The organism is Oerskovia flava (assembly GCF_026163685.1).
Classification (GTDB): Bacteria; Actinomycetota; Actinomycetes; order Actinomycetales; family Cellulomonadaceae; genus Oerskovia_A; species Oerskovia_A flava.
The window spans coordinates 37,857-57,706 of record NZ_JAOXSR010000014.1; the positions used below are offsets into that span (position 1 = coordinate 37,857).

Consider the following 19,850-nt stretch of genomic DNA (forward strand, 5'->3'; position numbering starts at 1 on the left):
GTGCGGACGTGGTGGGCCGAGACACGTCCCGCGACGGGGACGTTCTGGCGCTCGACGGGCGCCGGTGTGCCGGGCGCCGTCGGTGGCGTCCCCGACGGTATGGCGGCAGCCACCCTCGTCGGCGTCAACCCGATCCACGGCCTCTACGCGACGGCCATCGGCCGCATCGCCGGTGGTCTGACGGTCGACTCACGGCTGATGGTCGTGACGACCACCAGCGCGGCGGCACTTGCTGCCGGCTCTGCGCTCAGTGGTGTCGCCCCTGACGAGCGGCTCTCCGCACTCTTCCTCCTGACGACGCTCGCGGGCGTCGTGATGCTGGGCGCCGGGCTTCTGGGCCTGGGCCGGCTCACGGGATTCGTGTCGCACTCGGTCATGACGGGGTTCCTCACCGGGGTGTCGGTCAACATCCTCCTCGGACAGCTCGACGACCTCACGGGCACGGAGCCGCCGGGCTCGCTCGCCGTCGTCCAGGCGTACGAGGTGCTGCGTGCGCCGGGGACGTGGGACCTGCCGACACTCCTCGTCGGCGCCGGTTCCGTGCTCCTGCTGGTGCTGCTCGCCCGGACCCGGCTCGCGGCGTTCGCCGCGGTCGTCGCGCTCGTCGCGGCGTCCCTCGGGGTATGGCTCACGCAGGCGGCGTCCGTGCGGCTCGTGGCAGACGCGGGTGCCATTCCGAGCGGGCTGCCGGCACCCGTCCTCCCGGACCTCGGGTCGTTCTCCGTCGAGGTCGCGCTGGGCGCGTTCGCGGTCGCGGCGATCGTGCTCGTGCAGGGCGCCGGGGTCGCCGAGTCCGTGCCGAACCCCGGCGGGCGCCGTGCGAACCCCGACCGGAACTTCGTCGCCCAGGGTGTCGCCAACATGGCGGTCGGCGTCTTCCGCGGCATCCCCGTGGGGGGCTCGGTCGGCCAGACCGCTGTGAGTGTCTCCGCAGGGGCGCGGGACCGGTGGGCCGGGATCATGTCGGGCGTGTGGGTGCTCGTGGTGCTCGTTGCACTCTCCGGCCCCGTCGGGGCGGTCCCGTCGGCGACTCTCGCCGCGGTGCTCGTCGTCGCGTCGGTCGCGTCGATCCGGGTCTCTGCCATGGCCACGGCCTGGCACACCGGGGGGCAGTCACAGGTCGCCATGGCGACGACCTTCCTCGCCACGCTCCTCCTGCCGGTCGCCGCCGCGGTCGGGATCGGTGCCGCGCTCTCGATCCTGCTGCAGGCGAACCGGGAGTCGCAGGACCTGCGGATCGTGCGCCTCGTGCCGCTCGAGGGAGGCCGCTATCGCGAGGAACGCTCGCCCCACCGGCTCGAAGCCCGCTCCGTCACCGTGCTCGATGTCTACGGGAGCCTCTTCTACGCAGGTGCGCGTGCGCTGGAGGCGGCGTTGCCGGAGCCTGCACGGGCGCAGGACGCTGTTGTGGTGCTCCGCATGCGGGGCCGTGCGAGCCTCGGCGCGACGGCCTTCACCGTGCTCGCCCGCTACGCCGACCGGCTGGGCGAGCACGGTGGCCGGCTGTACGTCAGCGGCGTCGAACCCGCGCTCGTGGAGACGTTCGACCGGGTGATCGACCTGCAGAGGCACGAGCGCATCACGGTCTTCCCTGCTCGGCCGGTGCTGGGGGAGTCCACGGCTGACGCTCTGCGTCATGCCGAGGCATGGCTCGTGCGTGGGGTCGAGACCGTCGAGAGCCCTGTCGAGGTTCAGGACGGGCTCGTCACGAGGCTGTGGGCGCGGCTGCGCTCGACGTGGCGTCGCCGCTGATGAGATCGCGGTCGGGCTGAGGACGCGTCAGGTCCCGACGAGCGCCGAGACGCCCTTCTGGATCTGCAGCACGGCGATGAAGAGCAGCAGCGCAGCGTTGAGAACGCTGGTGTGTGCGGCGATCCAGCGCCGGACGTGGTCGAGCGACGGCTCGGCGCGCGGCCCTGCGGCGAGGCGCCAGCAGACTGGGACGGCGATGGGGAGGGTGCCGGCGAGCCCGAAGACGACGAGCGACCCGACGGCCGCCGTCGTGGGCACCTCGGCGAGCCGGATCTCGAGGGCGGCGAGGAACGCGAACGAGACGTCGACAGGGTTGAGGGCGAAGATCCCGAGCCCGAGCAGGAAGGAGCGTCCCGGGGTGAAGGTATCGACCGCCTGCAGCCAGCCGGGCAGCTGGGGGGCGGCGGCCGCGACCTCGCGCGGGCTCCCGGCTGCGGCCATCTGCTGCTTGCGGCTCGACCCGCGTCGGTAGACGAAGACCGTCGCGTAGAGGAGCCCTGCACCGAGGAGAAGCCGGATGACCGGCACCCACAGCGGTGGCGTGCGCCTCTCGTGGACCTCGAGCGCGTCGAGCAGGACGAAGCTCAGCGCGAGGACCAGGGCGAGGCCGACCACCCAGCCGACGAGGAAGAGGACGCCGTTCGTCCGCGCACGCTGCGAGAGGAGCACGGCGACGAGAGCCATGATCGCGAGCGGGCTCATGACGATGCCGAGCCCGAGCGGCAGCAGCTCGAGGACCAGCGCGCCCACGGTCAGCCCTCCGCCCCGCGGTGCGCGGCGATCGCGCTCTCGACGTCGGGGTAGATCTCGGGTCTCTCGTCTGCGGCGACGGCGGACCGCAGCTCGTCCCGCACCTGGCCGACGTTGCGGGCGAGGACGAGCGTGGCGCCCTGCCGGGCGAGGTCCGTGCGGAGGGTCGCCAGCATCCCCGCGGCATCGACGTCGACGAACGGCACGGTCTCGGTGTCGAGCACCACGAGGTGCGGGCGTCCGTCCGCGACCATGTCCCGTACCCGGCTGCGTACCGTGTCGGCGTTGGCGAAGAACAACCCGGACTCGACGCGCACCACCAGCACGCCCGGGATCGACGTGCCGCCGTCTGCGCCGAGCGCGGCCCGGCGCTCGGCGTCGACCCACCGTCCGTCGGTGGTGCGCGCGAGGAGTGCGACGTGCGGCCGGGATGCTCGGGAGAGCAGCAGGAACAGGGACAGCAGGACGCCGATGACGAGACCCGGCAGGGTGTCGAAGACCAGGACACCGAGCGTCGTCGCGGCCGCGGCGTAGAAGTCGTGGCGTGCGGCGTTGCCGTAGAGGCGGCGCATCGTCGGGGTCTGCAAGCCGTACAGACGGCGCAACGACCGCACGTCGACGAGCTCGATCACCGCGGCGATGACCACGGCAGCGAGGGTCGCCTCGGGCAGCGACTCGAAGACCGGTGTGAGGAAGAGGAGCGTGAGGACGGTGAGCACGGCGGCCGTGAGACCCGAGACCTGGCTCTTGGCGCCGGCCCCGCCGTTGACGGCCGTCTTGGAGAGGCTGCCGTTCACGACCATCCCCGACGCGAGACCGGAACCGAGATTCGCGGCACCCATACCGATCAGCTCGCGGTTCGGGTCGATGTCGTACCCCTCGCGGGCCGCGTACGCCTTGGCCGCACCGAGCGCCTCGGCGAACCCCACGAGCATCACGCCGGCGCACGGGCCGAGGAGCGACGTGTAGTCCCCCCAGGACACGTCGGGTAGGCCGAGAGCAGGCAGTCCCGCGTCGATCGGCCCGACGATCGCGACACCCTCGTCGTCGAGCGAGAGCACCAGGATCGCGACGATCCCGACCGCGACGGCGACGAGCGACCCGGGCACCTTCGGCGCCCAGCGGCGGATCGCGAGCAGCGCGGCGAGCGTGACGACGCCGAGGGCGGCGGTCGGCAGGCTCGTCGTGCCGAGCTGGGCGAGGATCGCCCATGCCTTCTCGAAGAAGTTCCCCTCGCCCTTCTCGACGCCGAGAAAGGCCGGGACCTGGCCGATGATGATGACGAGCGCCATCCCGACGATGAAGCCCTTGAGGACGGGTTCGGAGATGAACGACGCGATGAAGCCGAGTCGCGCGATCCCCGCGACCAGGCACAGCACGCCGGTCACCAGCGCGACCGCCGTCGTCAGTGCCGTGAAGACGGCGGGGTCGCCCGGGGCGTACAGGGCGACGACACCCGCAGACAGTGCCGCGGTCGCGGACATCGGGCCGACGACGAGGTGCCGCGAGCTACCGAACACGGTGTAGAGGACGAGCGAGGGCGCCGCGGCGTACAGGCCGACCACGGGGGAGACCCCGGCGATCGTGGCGTACGCGAGCGATTCCGGGACGAGCACGGCCCAGACCGTGAGACCCGCGATCAGGTCGCTCCTGAGCCAGCCCCGCTGGTAGCCGCGCAGAGAGCCGAACAGGAGCGGTGTGGTGCGCGTGCCTCGACTGCTCGACGGCTGTGGAGCCTCGCCCGCAGGACGGACGACCTTGCCGGGTCCGGACAACGTTCGCCTCCGCTCGTTCGGGGAGTCCCCCGGAACAGATCATCTCGTGAATCCGGCGGACCGCCAGCGGAGCGACCCGGCTCACTCTCGACGCGCGCACCCGGGCGAGGGCGGCTAGTTTCGAAGCGGCTCGTGCGGTTGCGCCGAGCGACGGCAACGGAGAAGGGACGAACATGGCAACGCTGACCGTGTGGAAGTTCGAGACCCCCGACGGGGCTCAGCAGGCTGAGGACGCCCTCTTCAGGCTGCAGAAGCAGGAGCTCATCCAGGTCCAGGACGCAGCGACCGTGTCCTGGGAAGAGGGCAAGAAGAAGCCGAAGACCCGCCAGGCGAACAGCACGACGGCTGCCGGCGCGCTCGGCGGAACCTTCTGGGGCCTCCTCTTCGGTCTCCTCTTCTTCGTCCCGCTCCTGGGCGCGGCGATCGGTGCTGCGTCCGGAGCGCTCGGTGGCGCCCTGGCGGACGTCGGGATCGACGACGACTTCATCGACTCGGTCCGCAGCAAGGTCACCCCGGGCACCTCGGCCCTCTTCGTGCTGACGTCCGGCGGCGTTCTCGACCGTGTGCACGACGCGCTGCAGGCCGAGGGCTTCGACGGCCAGCTGATCCAGACCAACCTCTCCGAGGACGAAGAGGCCAAGCTGCGCGCGGCCTTCGACGAGAGCGTCTGAGCGCCGAGGAGACGATGATGGGAGCAGCGATCGGATCATCCCTCCCCGTCGCGGTGGGCGTGCTCGTCAGCCCGCTGCCGATCGTCGCCGTCGTCCTCATGCTCGTCAGCGGTCGAGCGAAGGCGAACGCGTTCGCCTTCCTCGCCGGGTGGTTCGTGGCGGTGGGGGCGGTGACTCTCGTCGTCGCGACGATCGCCGGCTCCGCCGCCTCGGGCGAGGCCGGCACCGCCACCTGGGTGGCGATCACGAAGATCGTCCTCGGGCTCCTGCTGCTTCTGCTCGCCGTGAAGCAGTGGCGAGGCCGGCCGCGAGACGGCGTGGAGCCGCCCGCCCCGACCTGGATGTCGGCGATCGACGCCTTCACCCCGGTCAAGGCTGCTGGTCTCGCCGTTCTCCTGGGCGCGGTCAACCCGAAGAACCTGCTCCTCGTGGTCTCGGGCGGCACCGCCATCGCTTCCGCTGCCGCGGGGGACACGACCGTCCAGGTCGTCGCCGCGATCGTGTTCGCGATCATCGCGAGCCTCGGGGTCGCGACACCGATCTTCATCTACGTGTTCATGGGGCAGCGAGCGGGCGTGATGCTCGACGAGCTCAAGACGTGGATGATCCACCACAACGCGGTCATCATGGCCGTCCTGCTGCTCGTGCTCGGGTCGAAGATGCTCGGTGACGGACTCACCGTGCTCTGACGCCGCACCATCGTCGTGTCGGATCGAGGTCCTTGGAGGACTGCTATGCCACGTTCGTCGCAGGTCACCGTGTGGGTCGGATGGGTCTGGTTCGCCGGCGTCGTCCTGCTGACCGTCGGATTCTTCAACGCCATCAGCGGTCTGGTCGCGGTCTTCTCCCCGAACAGCCTCGTCGGGGTGACGGACGAGGGGATCGTCGTCCTCGACGTGTCGACGTGGGGATGGATCCACCTCGTCATCGGCGTCCTGCTCGTGCTGACGGCCTTCGCCCTCTTCGCGGGCAAGGGGTGGGCGCGCATGGTCGCGATCGTCCTCGTGGTCCTCAACGCGCTCGCGCAGTTCACGACGCTGCAGGTCACGCCCTGGTGGTCGCTCGTCACGATCGTGCTCGACATCTTCGTCCTGTGGGCGCTCGTCGTCCACGGTGACGAGGCCGAACGGGCCGCGCACTGACGCGCCCAGCATCTGACCTGGAGGAGATCATGGCAACGTTCACCGTCTGGAAGTTCGACTCGCCGGGCGGCGCCGACACGGCGTCGACCATCCTGCACGACGTCGCGGCCGAGGGTGCTGTACGCATCATCGACTCGGCGGTCGTGAGCTGGCCCGAGGGCGCGGCCAAGCCGACGACGCGCCACAAGCACGAGGACACCTGGCGCGGTACCGGATGGGGCTCCTTCTGGGGTCTCCTGCTCGGGTCGCTGTTCCTCGTCCCGGTGCTGGGAGCGGCTGCCGGCGCCGCCATCGGTGCGTCGTCCAAGGCCATGGCTGCCGTCGGTATCGATGCCGACCAGCTCGATCGGATCCGTGAGGGCATCACGCCGGGGTCGTCCGCACTCTTCGTCGTGACCGAGGACGGCGACCTCGACACGGTGGGCGAACGGTTCCACGGCGTGGCCGGTACGCTCGTCGCGACGAACCTCACGGAGGCCGAGCGCAGCGCGCTGCTCGAGACCTTCGGCTGACGCTTCCTCGCGTTCCAGGGAGTGCTGCGGTGGGAGGACCGGTCGTCCGGCTCTTCGTCTACTGGCTGCTGTCACGCGGCGCGGTGCTGCTCGGCGGCACCGCGCTCGCCGTCGTGATCGCGGCCGACGGTCTGGCTCGCGCCGCTGGGCAGGCGTCGGAGTCTCGTGCCGTTCGTCGCCGACTCGACCGTCCTGCTCGCGCTCGCCGTGGCGCTCCCGGGACCCACCCCGTGCTGGTCATGGCCGTCGCGCTCGCGACGTGGGTCGTCGTCGACCGCATCCTCCCCAGCGGCTGGGGCGTCCAGCAGACGGCGTTCGCCGCGCTCGTCGCGGGAGCTGCCGTCGTGTTCGTCGTCCTCGTCGACCGCATCTCGGAGCACGTCACGGGCGTCGAGGCCACCGCCAGGTGTTCACCCAGTCTTTGATTTCAGGTACAGCGGTCTCGTAATTCGCCGTCACCTTCGGAGGGTGTCATTTCGGTATCGCCAGTCGCGATACCCCCTCCGGGCCACGCCCGGACCTCCCGAAAGGAACGCGCATGCGCGCCAACACCCTCCCCGGTCTGTGCCTGCTCGGCCTGGGCGCCGCCGTCGTCCTCGCCGGTTGCTCGAGCTCGTCCGCGTCCGAGACGACCGCCGACCCGGACGCCCCGATCACGTTCGCGACGACGCCCCTGGGGGACGACCCGACGGCGGAGAACCCGATCGAGGCCTTCGCCGAGCTCGTCGAGCAGGAGACGGGTCGTCAGGTCGAGATCGTCGACGTGCCGGACTACACGGCGGTCGTGGAGGCGCTGCGCAACCACCACGTGGACATCGGCTTCATGAGCGGGTTCCCGTCCGCGCTCGCGGTCAGCACCGGCGAGGTCGACTCCCTCGTCGCCTGGCCGGGCAACGATGAACCCGTCTCCACCTGCCTGGTGCTCGACGACTCGCCCCTGCAGACCCTGGAGGACCTCACCCCGGAGACGGTCGTCGCGTTCGCCGACCCGGCGTCGAGCTCCGGCTACTTCATGCCGGTGGCGATGCTGCACGACGCCGGCCTGGAGAAGGACGTCGACTACGCGTCGACGTTCTCGGGCGGGCACGACATGAGCTTCATCGCCCTGAAGGAGGGACAGGTCGACGTGGCCTGCACGTCGACGATCATGCCGACGATGGCAGGCATGGACAACGGCATGTTCCCGTTCGACGAGGGCGAGACCCGCTCGATCGGCGAGAGCGCCTCGATGCCGGTGGCGGTCACGGTCCTCGCGGACCAGGACCTCGCCGAGGACAAGCGCGAGCTCCTGCTGGACGCCGTGCCGAACGTCTTCGTCGAGGACAACGCCGAGGCGCTCGGCGCGATGATGCAGGCGATGCAGGGCACGGAGCCGATCCTCGAGCCGGACGCCGAGATCTTCCGTCCGTTCGTCGAGATCGCCGCCGTCGCCGACGTCGACATCTCCGACCTGGGCTGAGCCGGTGCGGACCATGACCAGCCCGGCGACGGGCGAGGTGAGTGCTGCACGCCTCCCGCTCGTCTCGGTGCGAGGGCTGAAGGTCGCCTACGGCGACGGACCTCTTGTGCTCGACGGCGTCGACCTCGACCTGTTCCCCGGCGAGCTGGTCGCGCTCCTGGGGTCCTCGGGCTCCGGCAAGTCGACGCTCATGAAGTGCTTGACCGGGTTCGCACCGATCGACGCCGGGCAGGTGCGCGTCAGCGGCTATGACCTGACGAACCTGCGACGAGGGCAGCTGCGCACCGTGCGGGCATCCGTCGGGCAGGTCTTCCAGCAGTTCAACCTCGTCGGCCGGCTCAGCGTGCTCACCAACGTCCTGACCGGTGCGTTGCACGACGCGGGGCCGATCAACCTGAGCGGCCGGTTCACCAGTGCGCACCGCAAGCACGCCCTCGAGCGGCTCGACCGGGTCGGGATCGCGCACAAGGCGACCGAGCAGGCCCGGACGCTCTCGGGCGGGCAGCAGCAGCGCGTAGCGATCGCACGCGCCCTGATGCAACGACCACAGCTCATCCTCGCCGACGAACCGGTCGCGTCGCTCGACCCGCGGATGTCGCACTCGGTGATGGACCTCCTGCACGAGATCGCCCGCGAGGACGGCATCCCCGTGCTCGTCAGCCTGCACGAGCTCCCGCTCGCGCTGGCGCACTCCGACCGCATCGTCGGGCTGCGTCACGGTGAGGTGCTCGTCTGTGCCCCGACCCACGATCTCGACGCCGCGGGCCTCGACCTGCTCTACGCGCGGGACGACGAGGACGGAGACCGTGATGACGACCACGTCGCCTGACAGACCGCGGCAGGTCCCGGGACGCGCACCGCGCCGTAGCGGACCGGTCGTCCAGCCGCAGCTCGACCCGCGCGAGCGGGAGCGGCTCGAGTCCGCGTTCCGGGTGCCCCGCGCCCGCTTCCTGCTCGGTGTGCCGATGGCGCTCGTGCTGCTCGTCTGGTCGTTCGTCGGCGCCGAGTTCGACTTCCTCAAGCTGGGCGAGGGCGCGGTCAACATGGGCGACTTCCTCTCGCGCATGTTCCCGCCCACGTGGGACAAGCTCGACGTGATCGTCGAGCTCCTCGTCGAGACCCTCCAGATGGCGATCGTCGGGACCGTCCTCGGCGCGGTGCTGTCCCTCGTCGTGGCGTTCGGGGCCTCGTCGAACATCGCACCGAGGTGGCTCTACTACCCGACCCGCTGGGTCATGAACGTCATCCGCTCCCTGCCCGACCTGGTCTTCGCGCTGATGTTCGTCTCCGCCGTGGGCCTCGGCCCGTTCGCCGGGATCCTCGCGATGACCATCGGCTCCATCGGTTCGATCGGCAAGGTCTTCGCCGAGGCCATGGAAGCCGTCGACACCGGTCCCGTCACCGCCATCCAGGCTGCCGGTGCGTCCAGACGTCAGGTGGTCCAGTACGGCGTCCTGCCGCAGGCCGGGCCGCTGCTCGTCTCCTACACGCTGCTCCTGTTCGAGGGCAACGTCCGCGGCGCCACGATCCTCGGCATGGTCGGCGCCGGAGGCATCGGCCTGGAACTCACCACCGCCATGAAGATGTACGACTACGGGCACCTGTCCGCGATCGTCATCTGCATCATCGTGCTGGTCACGCTCATCGACCAGGCCAGCGCCATCATCCGGAAGAGGATCACATGACCGTCATCGACACTCCCACCGCTCCCGACCTCGTGCTCAGCGCGCCCGTCAACCTCCGCGACCTCGGGGGCATCCACGTCCCCGGGGGAACCGTGCGCCAGGGATTCGCGCTGCGCGCCGACGACCTCGCGATCGTCACCACCGACGACGCGCACAGGCTCGTCACCGACGGCCTGCGCGCCGTCATCGACCTCCGCTCCGCCGACGAGGTCGAGCTCACCGGTCGTGGCCCGCTCGGCACGCACCCGGGCGTGACCTACCACCACGTGCCGTTGATGGTGAGCATCGGTCAGGCGGCCGGCGCGCCCGACGTCGACCCCGGCGACCTGATCGACCAGAGCCGGTTCGGCCCGCTGTACCTGCGCATCTACGAGGGAGCAGCCGAGCAGATCGTCATGGCGCTCGCGATCATCGCGTACGCGCCGGGGACCGTCGCGTTCCACTGCGCCGCAGGGCAGGACCGGACCGGCGTCCTCGCGGCGTCCCTGCTGCTGGCGCTCGGCGCCGACCGCGAGGGCATCATCGCGGACTACGCCCGCACGGGCGAGAACTCCACCGCGATCATGGCGCGGATCGCGCCGCTCATGGCCCCGCTGATGCAGCGGCTCGGGTTTGACCTCGACGAAGCGGCCCGTGCCGCGGTCCGGTCGGAGTTCTCCGACGCGCCGATGCGTGAGCTGTTCGCGGCGCTCACCGCGCGGCACGGCGATCCGCTCGGGCCGCTGAGAGGGGCCGGGCTCACCGACCACCTGGTCGCACGGCTGCGGCAGCGGGCGGTCGACGGTCCGGCGAACGACGTGCCGGCGGCATGACACCCACCTCCGACGAGGACCCCGGGGCCGTGAGCACTCGCCGTGGCCCCGGGCGTCCCCGTGCCCAGGGCCACGACGCCCGGATCGTCGCCGCCGCGGTCGAGCTGATCGACCGGGGCGAGGAGATCACCGTCAGCAGGGTCGTCGAGCAGAGCGGGGTGAGCCGCGCAGCCATCTACCGGCGGTGGCCCAGCATGACCGACCTCGCCGCCGCCGCCCTCGACCACGGCCGCGAGCCGTACCGGATCCCGCTCGACGGCGACCTGCTCGAGAACCTCCTGGCCGCGTTCGCTCCGACCCCACAGGCCGCGGGCCAGCACTTCCCGGAAGAGCGCTTCCGCCTGCGGATCCGCCTGGCGATGTCCAACAGCACCCTCGCGCAGGCGTACTGGCGCTCGCACGTCGCCGTTCGCCGCACCGCGCTGGTCGACGTCCTGCGAACCGGCATCTCCCGCGGGATCCTCCGGCCCGACATCGACATCGACGCCTGCATCGACCTCATCAACGGCGTCTTCTACTACCAGTACGTCGTGCGCGGAGCGCGGTTCGACGACCCGCAGACGATGGCCAGGTGCAGAACTGCCGTCCAGACCGCATGGCGGGGGATGTCGGTGGACACGTCGCCATCACGCCGGCAGCGGACCACGGTCACCGAGCCCTGGACTATGCCTTGACGAGGGGGTGTCGCGCCTCCGCGTCTTCTCGACCACACTGCTGAGTGGTGAACCACACGTACCTCGTGGTTCGCACTCTCCTGCGAAGGGCTGTGCTGATGTGGGCGGTAGCGCTCAACGATGCCGAGGTCGATCAGGCGGGCCTGACGGTGGACACCGATACGGGTCGACTCGTCGGTACGTGGCGAGGTGCTGCCGCGGTCCGTGCCGGGGGCGTGTTCGACATCGAGCTCGACGTCCCCCGTCCCTGGAGATGGTCCGAGATCGTGATGGATCGCGACGTCGTCGACGCGGGCCAGACCGACACGGGATCGGTGCGGTGCCAGGTCGTCACGGTGGACGACATGCCGACCGGGGACCTCGAGTTCTTTCCGACGGGGATCTGAGGCGGCTCGAGAAGCAACGCTGTCGAACGTGACAGCCAGTTCCGCCGACCCGGAGTTCCGCGTGGGTGCGGGCGCACGCTGTGCCTCACTCCGCGCTCTTGCCCGTTTCCGCCTGCTTCGACATCACCCAGCTGATGCTGAACCCCAGGACCGCCGCGACGACGTAGAAGATGACGCCGATCCACGAGGAGGTGCCGCCGTCGCTTCCCCGGGTCGGTACCCAGACCTCCGCAGCGGGGCCCTGGGTGATGAGCACGACGAGGGCGTAGACGGCAGCGCCGACTGCGACAAGGGCCGGGATGCTCATGACCGCGAGCCAGACGAGTCGTTTGTGAGTCACTGCTCCATGCGTCCCGTCTCTCGGTTCAGGCGCCCGGTGAGGACCGCCTTGTGGTGCGGTCTCCCGGATCCTCCACGTGGACCCTACCTGCCCAGCGGGGCAGCGCGTTGTCATCACGGCAGGTCGTCGGCAGGGTGCCGAAGCCAGGCACGAGCTCAGCTTCGGCGCGCACCTTCATGGTTCACCTAGTGTCACGACCGGGGGAGGGGCCCGCCTTCGGTGGGGGCCGGTAGACTCGGACGATGCTTCCGGCGACCGGTAGACTCGGACCATGCTTCCGGCGCGAGAGCGTCGGCGGGATCCGAATGAGACAGCGGATCGAGAGGCCTCGTCGTCCACACGACGGGGCCTCTTGTCGTTCGTGCTCGGCCTCAGATGAGGAGCCGGCGGAACCTGTCGACGTCCGACGTGGTCAGGCCGAGCGCCGATCCAGCAGGTCGATATCGCGCGTACGGACAGATCACTGGTCTGGCTCAATCTGAGTTCGCGGGCTTGGGTTGCGCGATCATCCCTGGGAGTGGTCGATGCTGACGGGCCGTGAGGAGATGGAGCGCTTGCGCGCTGGGGTCGGTGTTCCATCTGGGCCAGCACCGGGCCTGGTCGAGGAGTTGATTGTCGGCGCTGACAGTCCCGACGTGGTGGTGGAGCGCGCCCGGGCCGTGTTAGCGGCGGTGATCGAGGGCGGCGAAGACGGTCTGAGCCCCGGCGACTCGGAGTGGGCTCAGAGGTTGCCGGGGTGGTTCGTCGGAGCATGTTCTGCTCCGCAGACGGCGGATGAACGGGAGAGGTGGCTGGCCCGCTGGCGCACGCTTGATCGTGCCGGAAAGGCGCAAGCCGAGGCAGAACTTGGGTGGATGCTCGAGGACTGGCTTGCTGCCGTCGACTCGCACACGCGGCCATGGCGCTGGTGGGCATTCGATGGCCGGAGAGTGCTGGCGCTGGTCGATGGCTGGCCCGCTTCTCTTGAGGCCCTGGTCTGGCTGCTCCAGGCCGCCGGTGCTGATTCCGTCGAGCTGTCGAACTGACCGGTGCGGATCTGCCAGGTCAGCGGCTCGCGCCGACGGCCTGGGCGATCTGGTCGGGCAACGGGTAGGGGCACTCCGCGGGGAGAAGGGACGGGTCTGCGACCGCGGCGGTGCGCAGCAGCTGCGCCCGTTCGGTGATGTCGTCGATGCTGACGATCCAGTCGTGCAGGTACTGCGTCACGACGGAGCCGGAGAGTCCGACCTGGAGTGAGCGCCAGGGCAGCGGTTCGAGGTGGAGGTCGCGCTCGGGGTCCCACTGGACACGGACGAGGCTGGCTTGCTTGCGTGCTCGCCATTGCTCGGGACTGGAGTAGACAGAGTCGTCGTAGTGGCTCAGGGATGTGGAGGCGAGGTCTTCCTCGAACCCGGTGCGGGCGATCCGGATGGCCAGGATGTGCTCCTGACCGAGCTTGGTGCGCGAGAGCGAGCGTGAGAGGTGGGCGGGACGTCTTGTGCAGGCGAGCCGCCCGCCCTCGTCGCCACCCACGACGGTGCCCACCAGCGAGGTCGCGTCGATCGGCCGGTAAGTAGAGGTGGGCAGCGTCGTCGGCGGCCCGGGCTGGTGAGCGGCGCTGTCGGCGTGCCCGACGCGCCGCGGCGGTAGGTCGGTCTTGCCCCCCTCGGGGCCAAGGATACGTCCACGTCTGGAGAGCGAGCCTAAACGGGGTTGCGCAGGAACTCGTCGACGGCGTGGCGGCGGTGCTCGTCCACGGGCAGGATGCGCCCCAGGGTCACCACGCGGGCCGCGAGGTCGCGCACGGGGACGTTGTGCTGGTTCGAGATGGCGCGAAGGAGCTGGAAGGTCTCCGCGATCGTCAGCCCGTGGGTGAGGGTCAAGATGCCTTTGGCCTGTTCGATCGCCCCCCGATGGGCGGCTGCGGCGCGGATGTGCTTGCCGGCTAATGCCTCAGCGCGCTGAGCCAGAGGGAGGGTGGTGTCGATGAAGTACCCCATGAGTTCGACGACCTCACCGGTGGCGGGATCCAGGCGGCCCTGGCCGACCAGGGTCATGACCCGTTCCTGCCCGCGGGCGTCCATGATGCGGTGGACGCTGTGGAACGGGGCACCCGAGACTTTCGCCGCCTCGAACACCTCGCGGAACCGCTCGCGGTCCGAGGGGTGCTTGTGCGCAAGCACGAGCTCCGTTGTGGGCACGACCTCGTGCGGTTCGAAGCCGTGAATGTGGAAGGTCTCCTCCGACCACCACCACTGCTCGGTGACCAGGTCGAACCGCCATCGACCGGTGACCTGCTGATCCGTCGTGTTTGCTGTTCGCGCGCTGCTGCAGGCGCCGTGACAGCGCGGTCTTCGATCGACATGACGGGACGACTCCTCAGGGTTCAAGGACGCGTGAGCCGACTGCCTGACTCGTTCCGTGCCATAAACCGTACCCACGAAGACCGCCCTTCTCCAGAGCACAGCGGCTTCTGAGTGGCAAGCCCCTTCATCCCCACCAACGTGGGAAGAGCCGATGTCGGCACCGCCACGACCCCCGCACGGCCCGTGGCGGGGTGGGGCGGCAGTCAAAGAGCAGCGCCACGCTCACCCCCGGGCAGTGGAACTCGTGACCCGCGGCGTCGTACCCGACGGCGGCCGTGACGTGCCCCTCTCCGGGCGCCTCCGGCGCGTGGACATGCATCTGGACGTCGAGGACGTCTGGACACTGGTCGCAGAAGCGCCGTTCCAACCACGCCTGTTTGGACACTCTGGTCCCTCCTGATCGAACGAATGTCACGACAAGGATCAGCGCAGCATCCGGGCCAGGGATGTTGGGCGGGGCACCGTCTGTGCATCGTGAGTGACCAGCAAGGAGCGACCGCCAGCCAGAGAGTAGCGCCGGTTGACGGCCCGCTACGCGTCGCGCTGCGCGATCCCGCGCCGATCAGGATCGGCGGCGATGTTGTCGATCGCGAACCGGTCGAGGAGTGCGGCCAGTGCCGCGACGTCACGTGGTTCCCAGGTGCCGGTGATCCCCTCGAGGCGGGCGAGGCGGAAGTGCGCCGCGCGCTCGGCGAGTGCTCGTCCTGCTTCCGTGGCTTCCACGACGGTCTCGCGCCGATCAGTGCCAGAGGCGCCACGTTTCACCGCCCCTGCCCGCTCGGCCCGGGTCACGAACCTGCTCGCCGTCGAGTGCGCGACGTCGAGCTGGCGGGCGACGTCGCGCACGGTCCACTTCTCCGCCGCCGTGGGCGCGCAGGTGACGGCGTCGAGCACGAGCAGCGTCGACAGCTCAACGGAGGCACCGTCGTCGTCGAGCACGGCCGGGGCCTCGAAGAAGCGCCGAAGCCGCACGAGCGCCCGGTCGAGCTGCGCAAGGTCCGATTGTCCGTCGACATCCATGCATGTACTCTACATACAGCGATCGCATGTATGGCGCATACTTCGGGAGTGGGTGGGGCATGTCGACGATCCTGGTGACCGGCGCGAGCGGCAACGTCGGCGCGGCGGTCGTGCGTATCCTCACAGCGGCGGGCGTCGATCATCGCCGGGCAGACCGCCACAGTCCTGCCGGGCACGGTGACACGGTCGTTTTCGACTTCACCGATCCAGCCACCTGGGCGGGTGCGTTCGAGGGCGTCCATTCCCTCTTCCTCGTTCGCCCTCCGGCGATCGGGAACGTGACACGGGACCTGTTACCAGCCGTCGCCGCGGCGCGAGAGGCCGGTGTGAGGCACGTCGTCTTCCTCTCCTTGCAAGGTGCCGATAAGAACAAGGTCGTCCCGCACGCGAAGGTCGAGAAGTGGCTGCGCTCGTCCGACATGACGTGGACCTTCGTGCGAGCGTCCTTCTTCCATCAGAACCTATCGACCACCCATCTCACGGACATCCGTGACCGCGACGAGATCCTGGTACCCGCCGGAAGAGGTGCCACGGCGTTCGTCGACGCTGAGGACGTGGGCGCCGTGGCGGCGGCTGCCCTGATGGACCCCGCGGCGCATGCGGACCGTGCCTGGACGGTTACGGGACCACGTGCCCTGACCTACGACGAGATCGCGGCGATCCTCACCGTTGAACTCGGTCGCCCGATTCGGTACCGGCACGCGAGCATCTGGCGCTACGCCCGGCACGCCCGCAGCGTGCTTGGCATGCCGTGGGGCATGGTCATCGTCACCACCGCGATCTACACCACCGCCCGTCTCGGTATGGCGGCGGGCCTTACCAACGAGGTTCGCACCGTCCTGGGCCGGGACCCGATCGACTTCGTCGACTTCGCCCGCCGCGAACGCGCCCTCTGGCGCCCCACCACCTGACAACGCGCCATTGCCCTGGGCGGCGCATCGGCGCCGAACCCTCGTCTTCCCCTCCGAAGGAACCACTCGTGAAGCTCGCACTCGTCGCAGCGACCGGCCGCACCGGCCGCCACACCCTCACCACAGCACTTGAGAGGGGGCATGACGTCACGGTCCTCGTAAGAGATCCGGACCGGCTCCCGGGAACGGCGCGTGACCACGTCCGAGCAGTGGTCGGCGACTCGACCGACCCCGAGGCGATCGCCGACCTGCTCTCAGGCGCGGACGCCGTCGTGTCCGCGCTGGGACCGACGGGCAAGCAGCCGGACCTCCACACGCGAACGGCCCGCGCTTTCGTCGACGTCATGTCGACCACCGGCCCGCGCCGGTTCGTCGGCGTCAGCGGAGCCGGGATCGACGTCCCGGGCGACCTCAAGGCACCGAAGGACAAGGCAATCAGCTGGCTCATCCGGACACTGGGCGGGGACATCGTCAAGGACAAGCCCGCCGAATACGCCATCTGGGCGGCGTCCGGCCTGAACTGGACACTCGTGCGCCCGCCGCGCCTTGTCGACGGACCACCCTCGGACAAGCCACTCGAGCACGACGCCCACCGATCCACCCGCTCCACATCGATCACCCGGGCAGACCTCGCTGCCTTCCTTCTCGACGTCGTCGAGCGCGACCTGTACCCCTGCACTGCGCCGTTCGTCGCCACCCCACGACGCTGACTGCAGAGCGGGGGCGTCCGCCCCGTCTTGGGTCTGAGACCTAAGCCGTGGGTCCGGAGGCCGCAGCGGATGCACAGTTCAGCCGGGCGGCCAGAGTGATGCGTTCCACGCCGGGTTAAGGGAGATCAATCATGACTTCTAGCCGCATCGATGTGCGCCCCGCGCGCATTAGATTCCTCACGCCGGAAGAGGGTGGGCGGCCAACTGCCCCTTCGTCGGGAGTGCGTTCACAAATCAGACTGGGAGAGCTCCAGACATCTTGCATCGTGGAGGACGACTCGGGGCAGGCGCAGTTCCAACTCGGCGAGACTGTCGAGGTGCACATCCGCGTGATGTTCCCTGACTGGGTCGGGGAGGCGTTTGCACTCCTCAAGTCTGTCGAACTCTTCGAAGGCAGCAGGCTCGTCGCAACAGGAGAGTTCCGCGACCGGGTGTAGCTGTCGCAGCCCAGGTTCAGTGGAGGCCCTGGAGTACCCCGGCTTTCGTGGAGCCGGGTTGCTGGAATCTAGGCCACGGTGATCGTCGCTGTGTTCTAGAGCGATACGGGTGTGAGTCGGCCGAGTGAGGAATTCCGCCGTTGGCGGTTGTGGAAGATCTCGAGATACTCGATGATCCCGTTCGCGAGCTCCAGGCGGGTGCGCCAGCGGCGTCGGTCCAGGAGCTCCGTAATCACGGCCGTGTTCGCCCGTCAACAACCCCAGCATGGACACGAGGACGTTTGACGAGACCGTGCACCCGCGCGAGTCCACAGGCCGGTTCGCGACGAAGGGCACGACTGAGGCCGAGGGCGGGCTGAACGCCCTGCGCGGCGACGGTGACGATCGGCCTCTGGTCGGCGGGATCTTCCCCGCCCCACCTCACCCGGGCATGGTCCCGCCCGGCACGAGCGGGGCCGCGGTGCGGAGGGACGGGCAGTGGCTGCGGGGCCGTGTCCTGGACCTAGAGATCTCCGCCGGCCGGGTGGTTCGGGTCGTCGCTGACGGGCAGATGCTGGTGGCGACCTCCGACGAAGTCCTGGTCGACGTCGACCCGTCCGAGTACGACGGGGACGACGTCGACACGGTCGCCGACGTGTTCGGGTGGTCGGCCCGTGACTGGGAGTCCTACTAGGACGCCTGCGAGGAGCGTGAGGTCGGCGAGCTGAAGTCGGTGGACGGGGTGCTCGAGTCGATCGGCGCGATGAAGCCGTCCCACCGAGTCGATCTGTTCGAGCGGCTCGCGGCCCGTCCGGGCGAGCTCGGGCCTGACGGGCGGCTGCAGATGGTCGTGTCGACTCGCGGTCAGGACTTCACGCTTCCTGAGGATCACTACGACCCGGTGCCGCCGTGGCCGGCGGGGTGCCCGAGTCGGCCGTCGAAGTCGAGTACGGCAACCTCGGCAACCTCGGCCACCTCGTGCTCCGGTCGGTGCCGGTCCTGAGAAGGTCGACGTGTTCTGGGATCCGGACGCGGGGACCTGCACGGAGTGGGGAACCGCAGCTGGTTCCTTGACGACGGCCGAGCGTACGGCGGTCGCACGTTGGGCAGGAGCTGCCTAAGAGCGTGTTGCACAGGCGGAGTCCGCCGTCCGGTGGGCCGCGTTCGCCTCTGCGCAGGACGCGCTCGTCCAGGTCACGAGGCGGACGATGGGTCAGGACGCGTAGACGCGTTCCGACGGCTCTAGGTCAGGGGATGACGCTCGTGCACCATCGTAGGCTCGCGACCCTTTCCAGGCACTCGGAGTCGGCGGTGACTTCACCCTGCAGGCGGACCACCTCTGCGTTCGCTGCCTCCAGGTCAGCGCCCGCGCTCTCCAGTTCCTGGCGGATCTGCACCAGCTCGCTCGTCGTGGCACCGACGTTCGCGCGCAGGTCGCCGTTCTCCTGCTCGAGCTGGGAGATGTAGGCCTCGGAGGACTGCCGGTAGCGGAAGTCCTCGGCCATGCTCCAGACCGATCCGATCAGCGCCAGCACCAGGCAGACACCGATGACGTGGTTGAACTTGTTTAGCTCGCGGGCCTGCGCCATTGGAGTCCTCCGTGTCGTGCGCAAGCGGGTGCGTGGCGGCGTGACTCTACCGCTCGGACGCACCAGGCAAACAGGTATCTGACACTGACTAGAGTCCCTTGAAGGCGCGAGGCGCCGTTGGGGTGTGGAACTGCGGTGGGTAGTTCGACACCACCCCAGGGCGTATCCGCGGAACACAACGTGCGGGATACGATCAGGCAGATGGGGACGTTCGAGAAGATCCGGCATGCGTTGACCGCCAAGCTCGGTAGGCCCGAAGCCCAGTCCGCGACCGCGACTCCTCCTGCGTCCCGCGTCGAGCGAGTCACGCCAGCACGGCTCGCCCGCGAGCTGATCGTCGAGTTCCCCGACGCTGTGCCGGCCGACGTCCTGACAATATGAGCCGAAGCGGCCGGGTTGAAGCCGCAGAAGGTTGACCGCGTGGTGGACCGGATGCGCAACCCCTCGTCAAGTCCCGACGCGATACGGCCGCGCAAACTCGAACCCTCCGCCTTGCACGTCATCGACCTGTCCGACCTGGACTCGCTGCGCCTGCGCATCACCGGAACCGCCTACTGCGTGACCGATGACGAACGCCGTCGGTACGGTGGAACCGAGTACCTCCTGGTGTGTGAACCGGACAACGAGACCGACTCGAGCGCAGTCGCCGTCTATGGCCGCGGTAGCCGAGTTGGCTATCTACCTCGAGCGCGTGCCGCGAGCATCTGTCCAGTCACGCTGATGGATGCCGACGCCTTCCGCGTCAGCGGTGCCGGCAGCGGCATAGAGAATGGGCACCCCACGCATGAAGCTCGCCTTCTACGGACGCGTCTCGACCGAGGACGCCCAGGACCCGCAAGCGTCGCGCGCTTGGCAGCTCAAGCGGTCGCGAGACCTGGTCAGTCCTCTCGACCATGAGATC

Annotated in this window: 26 protein-coding genes and 1 pseudogene; 19 read left to right on the forward strand and 8 right to left on the reverse strand. The window is 69.4% G+C overall.

Annotation, left to right across the window (positions count from 1 at the left end; translation table 11 throughout):
* The gene (locus OHL10_RS17845; protein WP_265523597.1) at window positions 1-1,752 is read left to right on the forward strand and encodes a SulP family inorganic anion transporter; all 1,752 of its coding nucleotides are present in this window, start codon (window positions 1-3) and stop codon (window positions 1,750-1,752) included.
* A gap of 27 nt (window positions 1,753-1,779) precedes the next feature.
* On the opposite strand, the gene OHL10_RS17850 is transcribed toward OHL10_RS17845, so the two are convergent.
* Together OHL10_RS17850 and OHL10_RS17855 are read right to left on the reverse strand one after the other, a co-directional pair.
* Window positions 1,780-2,502, reverse strand: a complete 723-nt coding sequence (locus OHL10_RS17850) for a GAP family protein (protein ID WP_265523598.1) — start codon at window positions 2,500-2,502, stop codon at window positions 1,780-1,782.
* Between the two features lie 2 nt (window positions 2,503-2,504).
* A complete protein-coding gene (locus OHL10_RS17855; protein ID WP_265523599.1) occupies window positions 2,505-4,277 on the reverse strand; it encodes a SulP family inorganic anion transporter in 1,773 nt (590 codons plus the stop codon).
* 173 nt (window positions 4,278-4,450) lie between these two features.
* On the opposite strand from OHL10_RS17855, the gene OHL10_RS17860 reads away from it, so the two are divergent.
* The 11 genes from OHL10_RS17860 to OHL10_RS17910 all read left to right on the forward strand — a co-directional run bounded on the left by OHL10_RS17860 (window position 4,451) and on the right by OHL10_RS17910 (window position 11,618).
* Window positions 4,451-4,948, forward strand: coding sequence for a DUF1269 domain-containing protein (locus OHL10_RS17860; RefSeq protein ID WP_265523600.1), 498 nt, complete (start codon window positions 4,451-4,453; stop codon window positions 4,946-4,948).
* A 17-nt stretch (window positions 4,949-4,965) separates the two neighbouring features.
* Window positions 4,966-5,637, forward strand: coding sequence for a GAP family protein (locus OHL10_RS17865; protein ID WP_265523601.1), 672 nt, complete (start codon window positions 4,966-4,968; stop codon window positions 5,635-5,637).
* Window positions 5,638-5,682: 45 nt separating this feature from the next.
* Window positions 5,683-6,090 (forward strand): DUF7144 family membrane protein, encoded by a 408-nt coding sequence (locus tag OHL10_RS17870; RefSeq protein ID WP_265523602.1) that lies wholly within the window; start codon window positions 5,683-5,685, stop codon window positions 6,088-6,090.
* Between the two features lie 29 nt (window positions 6,091-6,119).
* A complete protein-coding gene (locus OHL10_RS17875; protein WP_265523603.1) occupies window positions 6,120-6,602 on the forward strand; it encodes a DUF1269 domain-containing protein in 483 nt (160 codons plus the stop codon).
* Between the two features lie 29 nt (window positions 6,603-6,631).
* Window positions 6,632-7,027, forward strand: a complete 396-nt coding sequence (locus tag OHL10_RS17880) for a hypothetical protein (protein ID WP_265523604.1) — start codon at window positions 6,632-6,634, stop codon at window positions 7,025-7,027.
* Window positions 7,028-7,140: 113 nt separating this feature from the next.
* Window positions 7,141-8,061 (forward strand): phosphate/phosphite/phosphonate ABC transporter substrate-binding protein, encoded by a 921-nt coding sequence (phnD, locus tag OHL10_RS17885; RefSeq protein ID WP_265523605.1) that lies wholly within the window; start codon window positions 7,141-7,143, stop codon window positions 8,059-8,061.
* A 13-nt stretch (window positions 8,062-8,074) separates the two neighbouring features.
* Window positions 8,075-8,890 carry a phosphonate ABC transporter ATP-binding protein gene (gene phnC / locus OHL10_RS17890; protein ID WP_265523606.1) on the forward strand — a complete coding sequence of 272 codons (816 nt, stop codon included), beginning with the start codon at window positions 8,075-8,077 and terminating at the stop codon, window positions 8,888-8,890.
* Entirely contained in the window at window positions 8,871-9,746 is an 876-nt protein-coding gene (gene phnE, locus OHL10_RS17895; RefSeq protein ID WP_265523607.1) for a phosphonate ABC transporter, permease protein PhnE, read from the forward strand. Before phnC ends, phnE begins: the two co-directional genes overlap by 20 nt.
* The gene (locus tag OHL10_RS17900) at window positions 9,743-10,558 is read left to right on the forward strand and encodes a tyrosine-protein phosphatase (RefSeq protein WP_265523608.1); all 816 of its coding nucleotides are present in this window, start codon (window positions 9,743-9,745) and stop codon (window positions 10,556-10,558) included. The genes phnE and OHL10_RS17900 overlap by 4 nt, the downstream gene beginning before the upstream one ends.
* Window positions 10,555-11,232 (forward strand): TetR/AcrR family transcriptional regulator, encoded by a 678-nt coding sequence (locus OHL10_RS17905; RefSeq protein ID WP_265523609.1) that lies wholly within the window; start codon window positions 10,555-10,557, stop codon window positions 11,230-11,232. Before OHL10_RS17900 ends, OHL10_RS17905 begins: the two co-directional genes overlap by 4 nt.
* A gap of 47 nt (window positions 11,233-11,279) precedes the next feature.
* Window positions 11,280-11,618, forward strand: coding sequence for a hypothetical protein (locus OHL10_RS17910; protein ID WP_265523610.1), 339 nt, complete (start codon window positions 11,280-11,282; stop codon window positions 11,616-11,618).
* An 85-nt stretch (window positions 11,619-11,703) separates the two neighbouring features.
* On the opposite strand, the gene OHL10_RS17915 is transcribed toward OHL10_RS17910, so the two are convergent.
* Window positions 11,704-11,958, reverse strand: a complete 255-nt coding sequence (locus OHL10_RS17915) for a hypothetical protein (protein ID WP_265523611.1) — start codon at window positions 11,956-11,958, stop codon at window positions 11,704-11,706.
* 524 nt (window positions 11,959-12,482) lie between these two features.
* Between OHL10_RS17915 and OHL10_RS17920 the strand changes: the two genes are divergently transcribed.
* Window positions 12,483-12,983, forward strand: coding sequence for a hypothetical protein (locus tag OHL10_RS17920; protein WP_265523612.1), 501 nt, complete (start codon window positions 12,483-12,485; stop codon window positions 12,981-12,983).
* Between the two features lie 19 nt (window positions 12,984-13,002).
* Here the strand turns inward: OHL10_RS17920 and OHL10_RS17925 are convergent, their stop codons facing one another.
* The 3 genes from OHL10_RS17925 to OHL10_RS17935 form a co-directional block, all read right to left on the reverse strand.
* Window positions 13,003-13,482: a DUF4291 family protein gene (locus OHL10_RS17925; protein WP_265523613.1), complete on the reverse strand. Its 480-nt coding sequence runs from the start codon at window positions 13,480-13,482 to the stop codon at window positions 13,003-13,005.
* A gap of 158 nt (window positions 13,483-13,640) precedes the next feature.
* The gene (locus OHL10_RS17930; RefSeq protein ID WP_265523614.1) at window positions 13,641-14,327 is read right to left on the reverse strand and encodes a PAS and ANTAR domain-containing protein; all 687 of its coding nucleotides are present in this window, start codon (window positions 14,325-14,327) and stop codon (window positions 13,641-13,643) included.
* Window positions 14,328-14,834: 507 nt separating this feature from the next.
* Window positions 14,835-15,323, reverse strand: a complete 489-nt coding sequence (locus OHL10_RS17935; RefSeq protein ID WP_265523615.1) for a MarR family winged helix-turn-helix transcriptional regulator — start codon at window positions 15,321-15,323, stop codon at window positions 14,835-14,837.
* A gap of 59 nt (window positions 15,324-15,382) precedes the next feature.
* On the opposite strand from OHL10_RS17935, the gene OHL10_RS17940 reads away from it, so the two are divergent.
* The 3 genes from OHL10_RS17940 to OHL10_RS17950 all read left to right on the forward strand — a co-directional run bounded on the left by OHL10_RS17940 (window position 15,383) and on the right by OHL10_RS17950 (window position 17,381).
* Window positions 15,383-16,234, forward strand: a complete 852-nt coding sequence (locus tag OHL10_RS17940; RefSeq protein ID WP_265523616.1) for an NmrA family NAD(P)-binding protein — start codon at window positions 15,383-15,385, stop codon at window positions 16,232-16,234.
* Window positions 16,235-16,302: 68 nt separating this feature from the next.
* Entirely contained in the window at window positions 16,303-16,944 is a 642-nt protein-coding gene (locus OHL10_RS17945; protein WP_265523617.1) for an NAD(P)-dependent oxidoreductase, read from the forward strand.
* A gap of 266 nt (window positions 16,945-17,210) precedes the next feature.
* Window positions 17,211-17,381 carry a hypothetical protein gene (locus OHL10_RS17950; RefSeq protein ID WP_265523618.1) on the forward strand — a complete coding sequence of 57 codons (171 nt, stop codon included), beginning with the start codon at window positions 17,211-17,213 and terminating at the stop codon, window positions 17,379-17,381.
* A gap of 95 nt (window positions 17,382-17,476) precedes the next feature.
* Here the strand turns inward: OHL10_RS17950 and OHL10_RS18695 are convergent.
* A pseudogene (locus OHL10_RS18695) lies at window positions 17,477-17,608 on the reverse strand (IS3-like element ISAar24 family transposase); the annotation flags it as partial.
* A gap of 38 nt (window positions 17,609-17,646) precedes the next feature.
* Between OHL10_RS18695 and OHL10_RS17955 the strand changes: the two are divergent.
* Window positions 17,647-18,054, forward strand: a complete 408-nt coding sequence (locus OHL10_RS17955; protein WP_265523619.1) for a hypothetical protein — start codon at window positions 17,647-17,649, stop codon at window positions 18,052-18,054.
* A 553-nt stretch (window positions 18,055-18,607) separates the two neighbouring features.
* Here the strand turns inward: OHL10_RS17955 and OHL10_RS17960 are convergent.
* Window positions 18,608-18,949, reverse strand: a complete 342-nt coding sequence (locus OHL10_RS17960) for a hypothetical protein (protein ID WP_265523620.1) — start codon at window positions 18,947-18,949, stop codon at window positions 18,608-18,610.
* Between the two features lie 201 nt (window positions 18,950-19,150).
* Here OHL10_RS17960 and OHL10_RS17965 point away from each other — a divergent pair, with 201 nt between their 5' ends.
* Window positions 19,151-19,330, forward strand: a complete 180-nt coding sequence (locus tag OHL10_RS17965) for a hypothetical protein (RefSeq protein WP_265523621.1) — start codon at window positions 19,151-19,153, stop codon at window positions 19,328-19,330.
* Window positions 19,331-19,381: 51 nt separating this feature from the next.
* Complete coding sequence (locus tag OHL10_RS18745; protein ID WP_425499035.1) at window positions 19,382-19,846, forward strand: HIRAN domain-containing protein; 465 nt, start codon at window positions 19,382-19,384, stop codon at window positions 19,844-19,846.
* Window positions 19,847-19,850 lie beyond the last annotated feature (4 nt).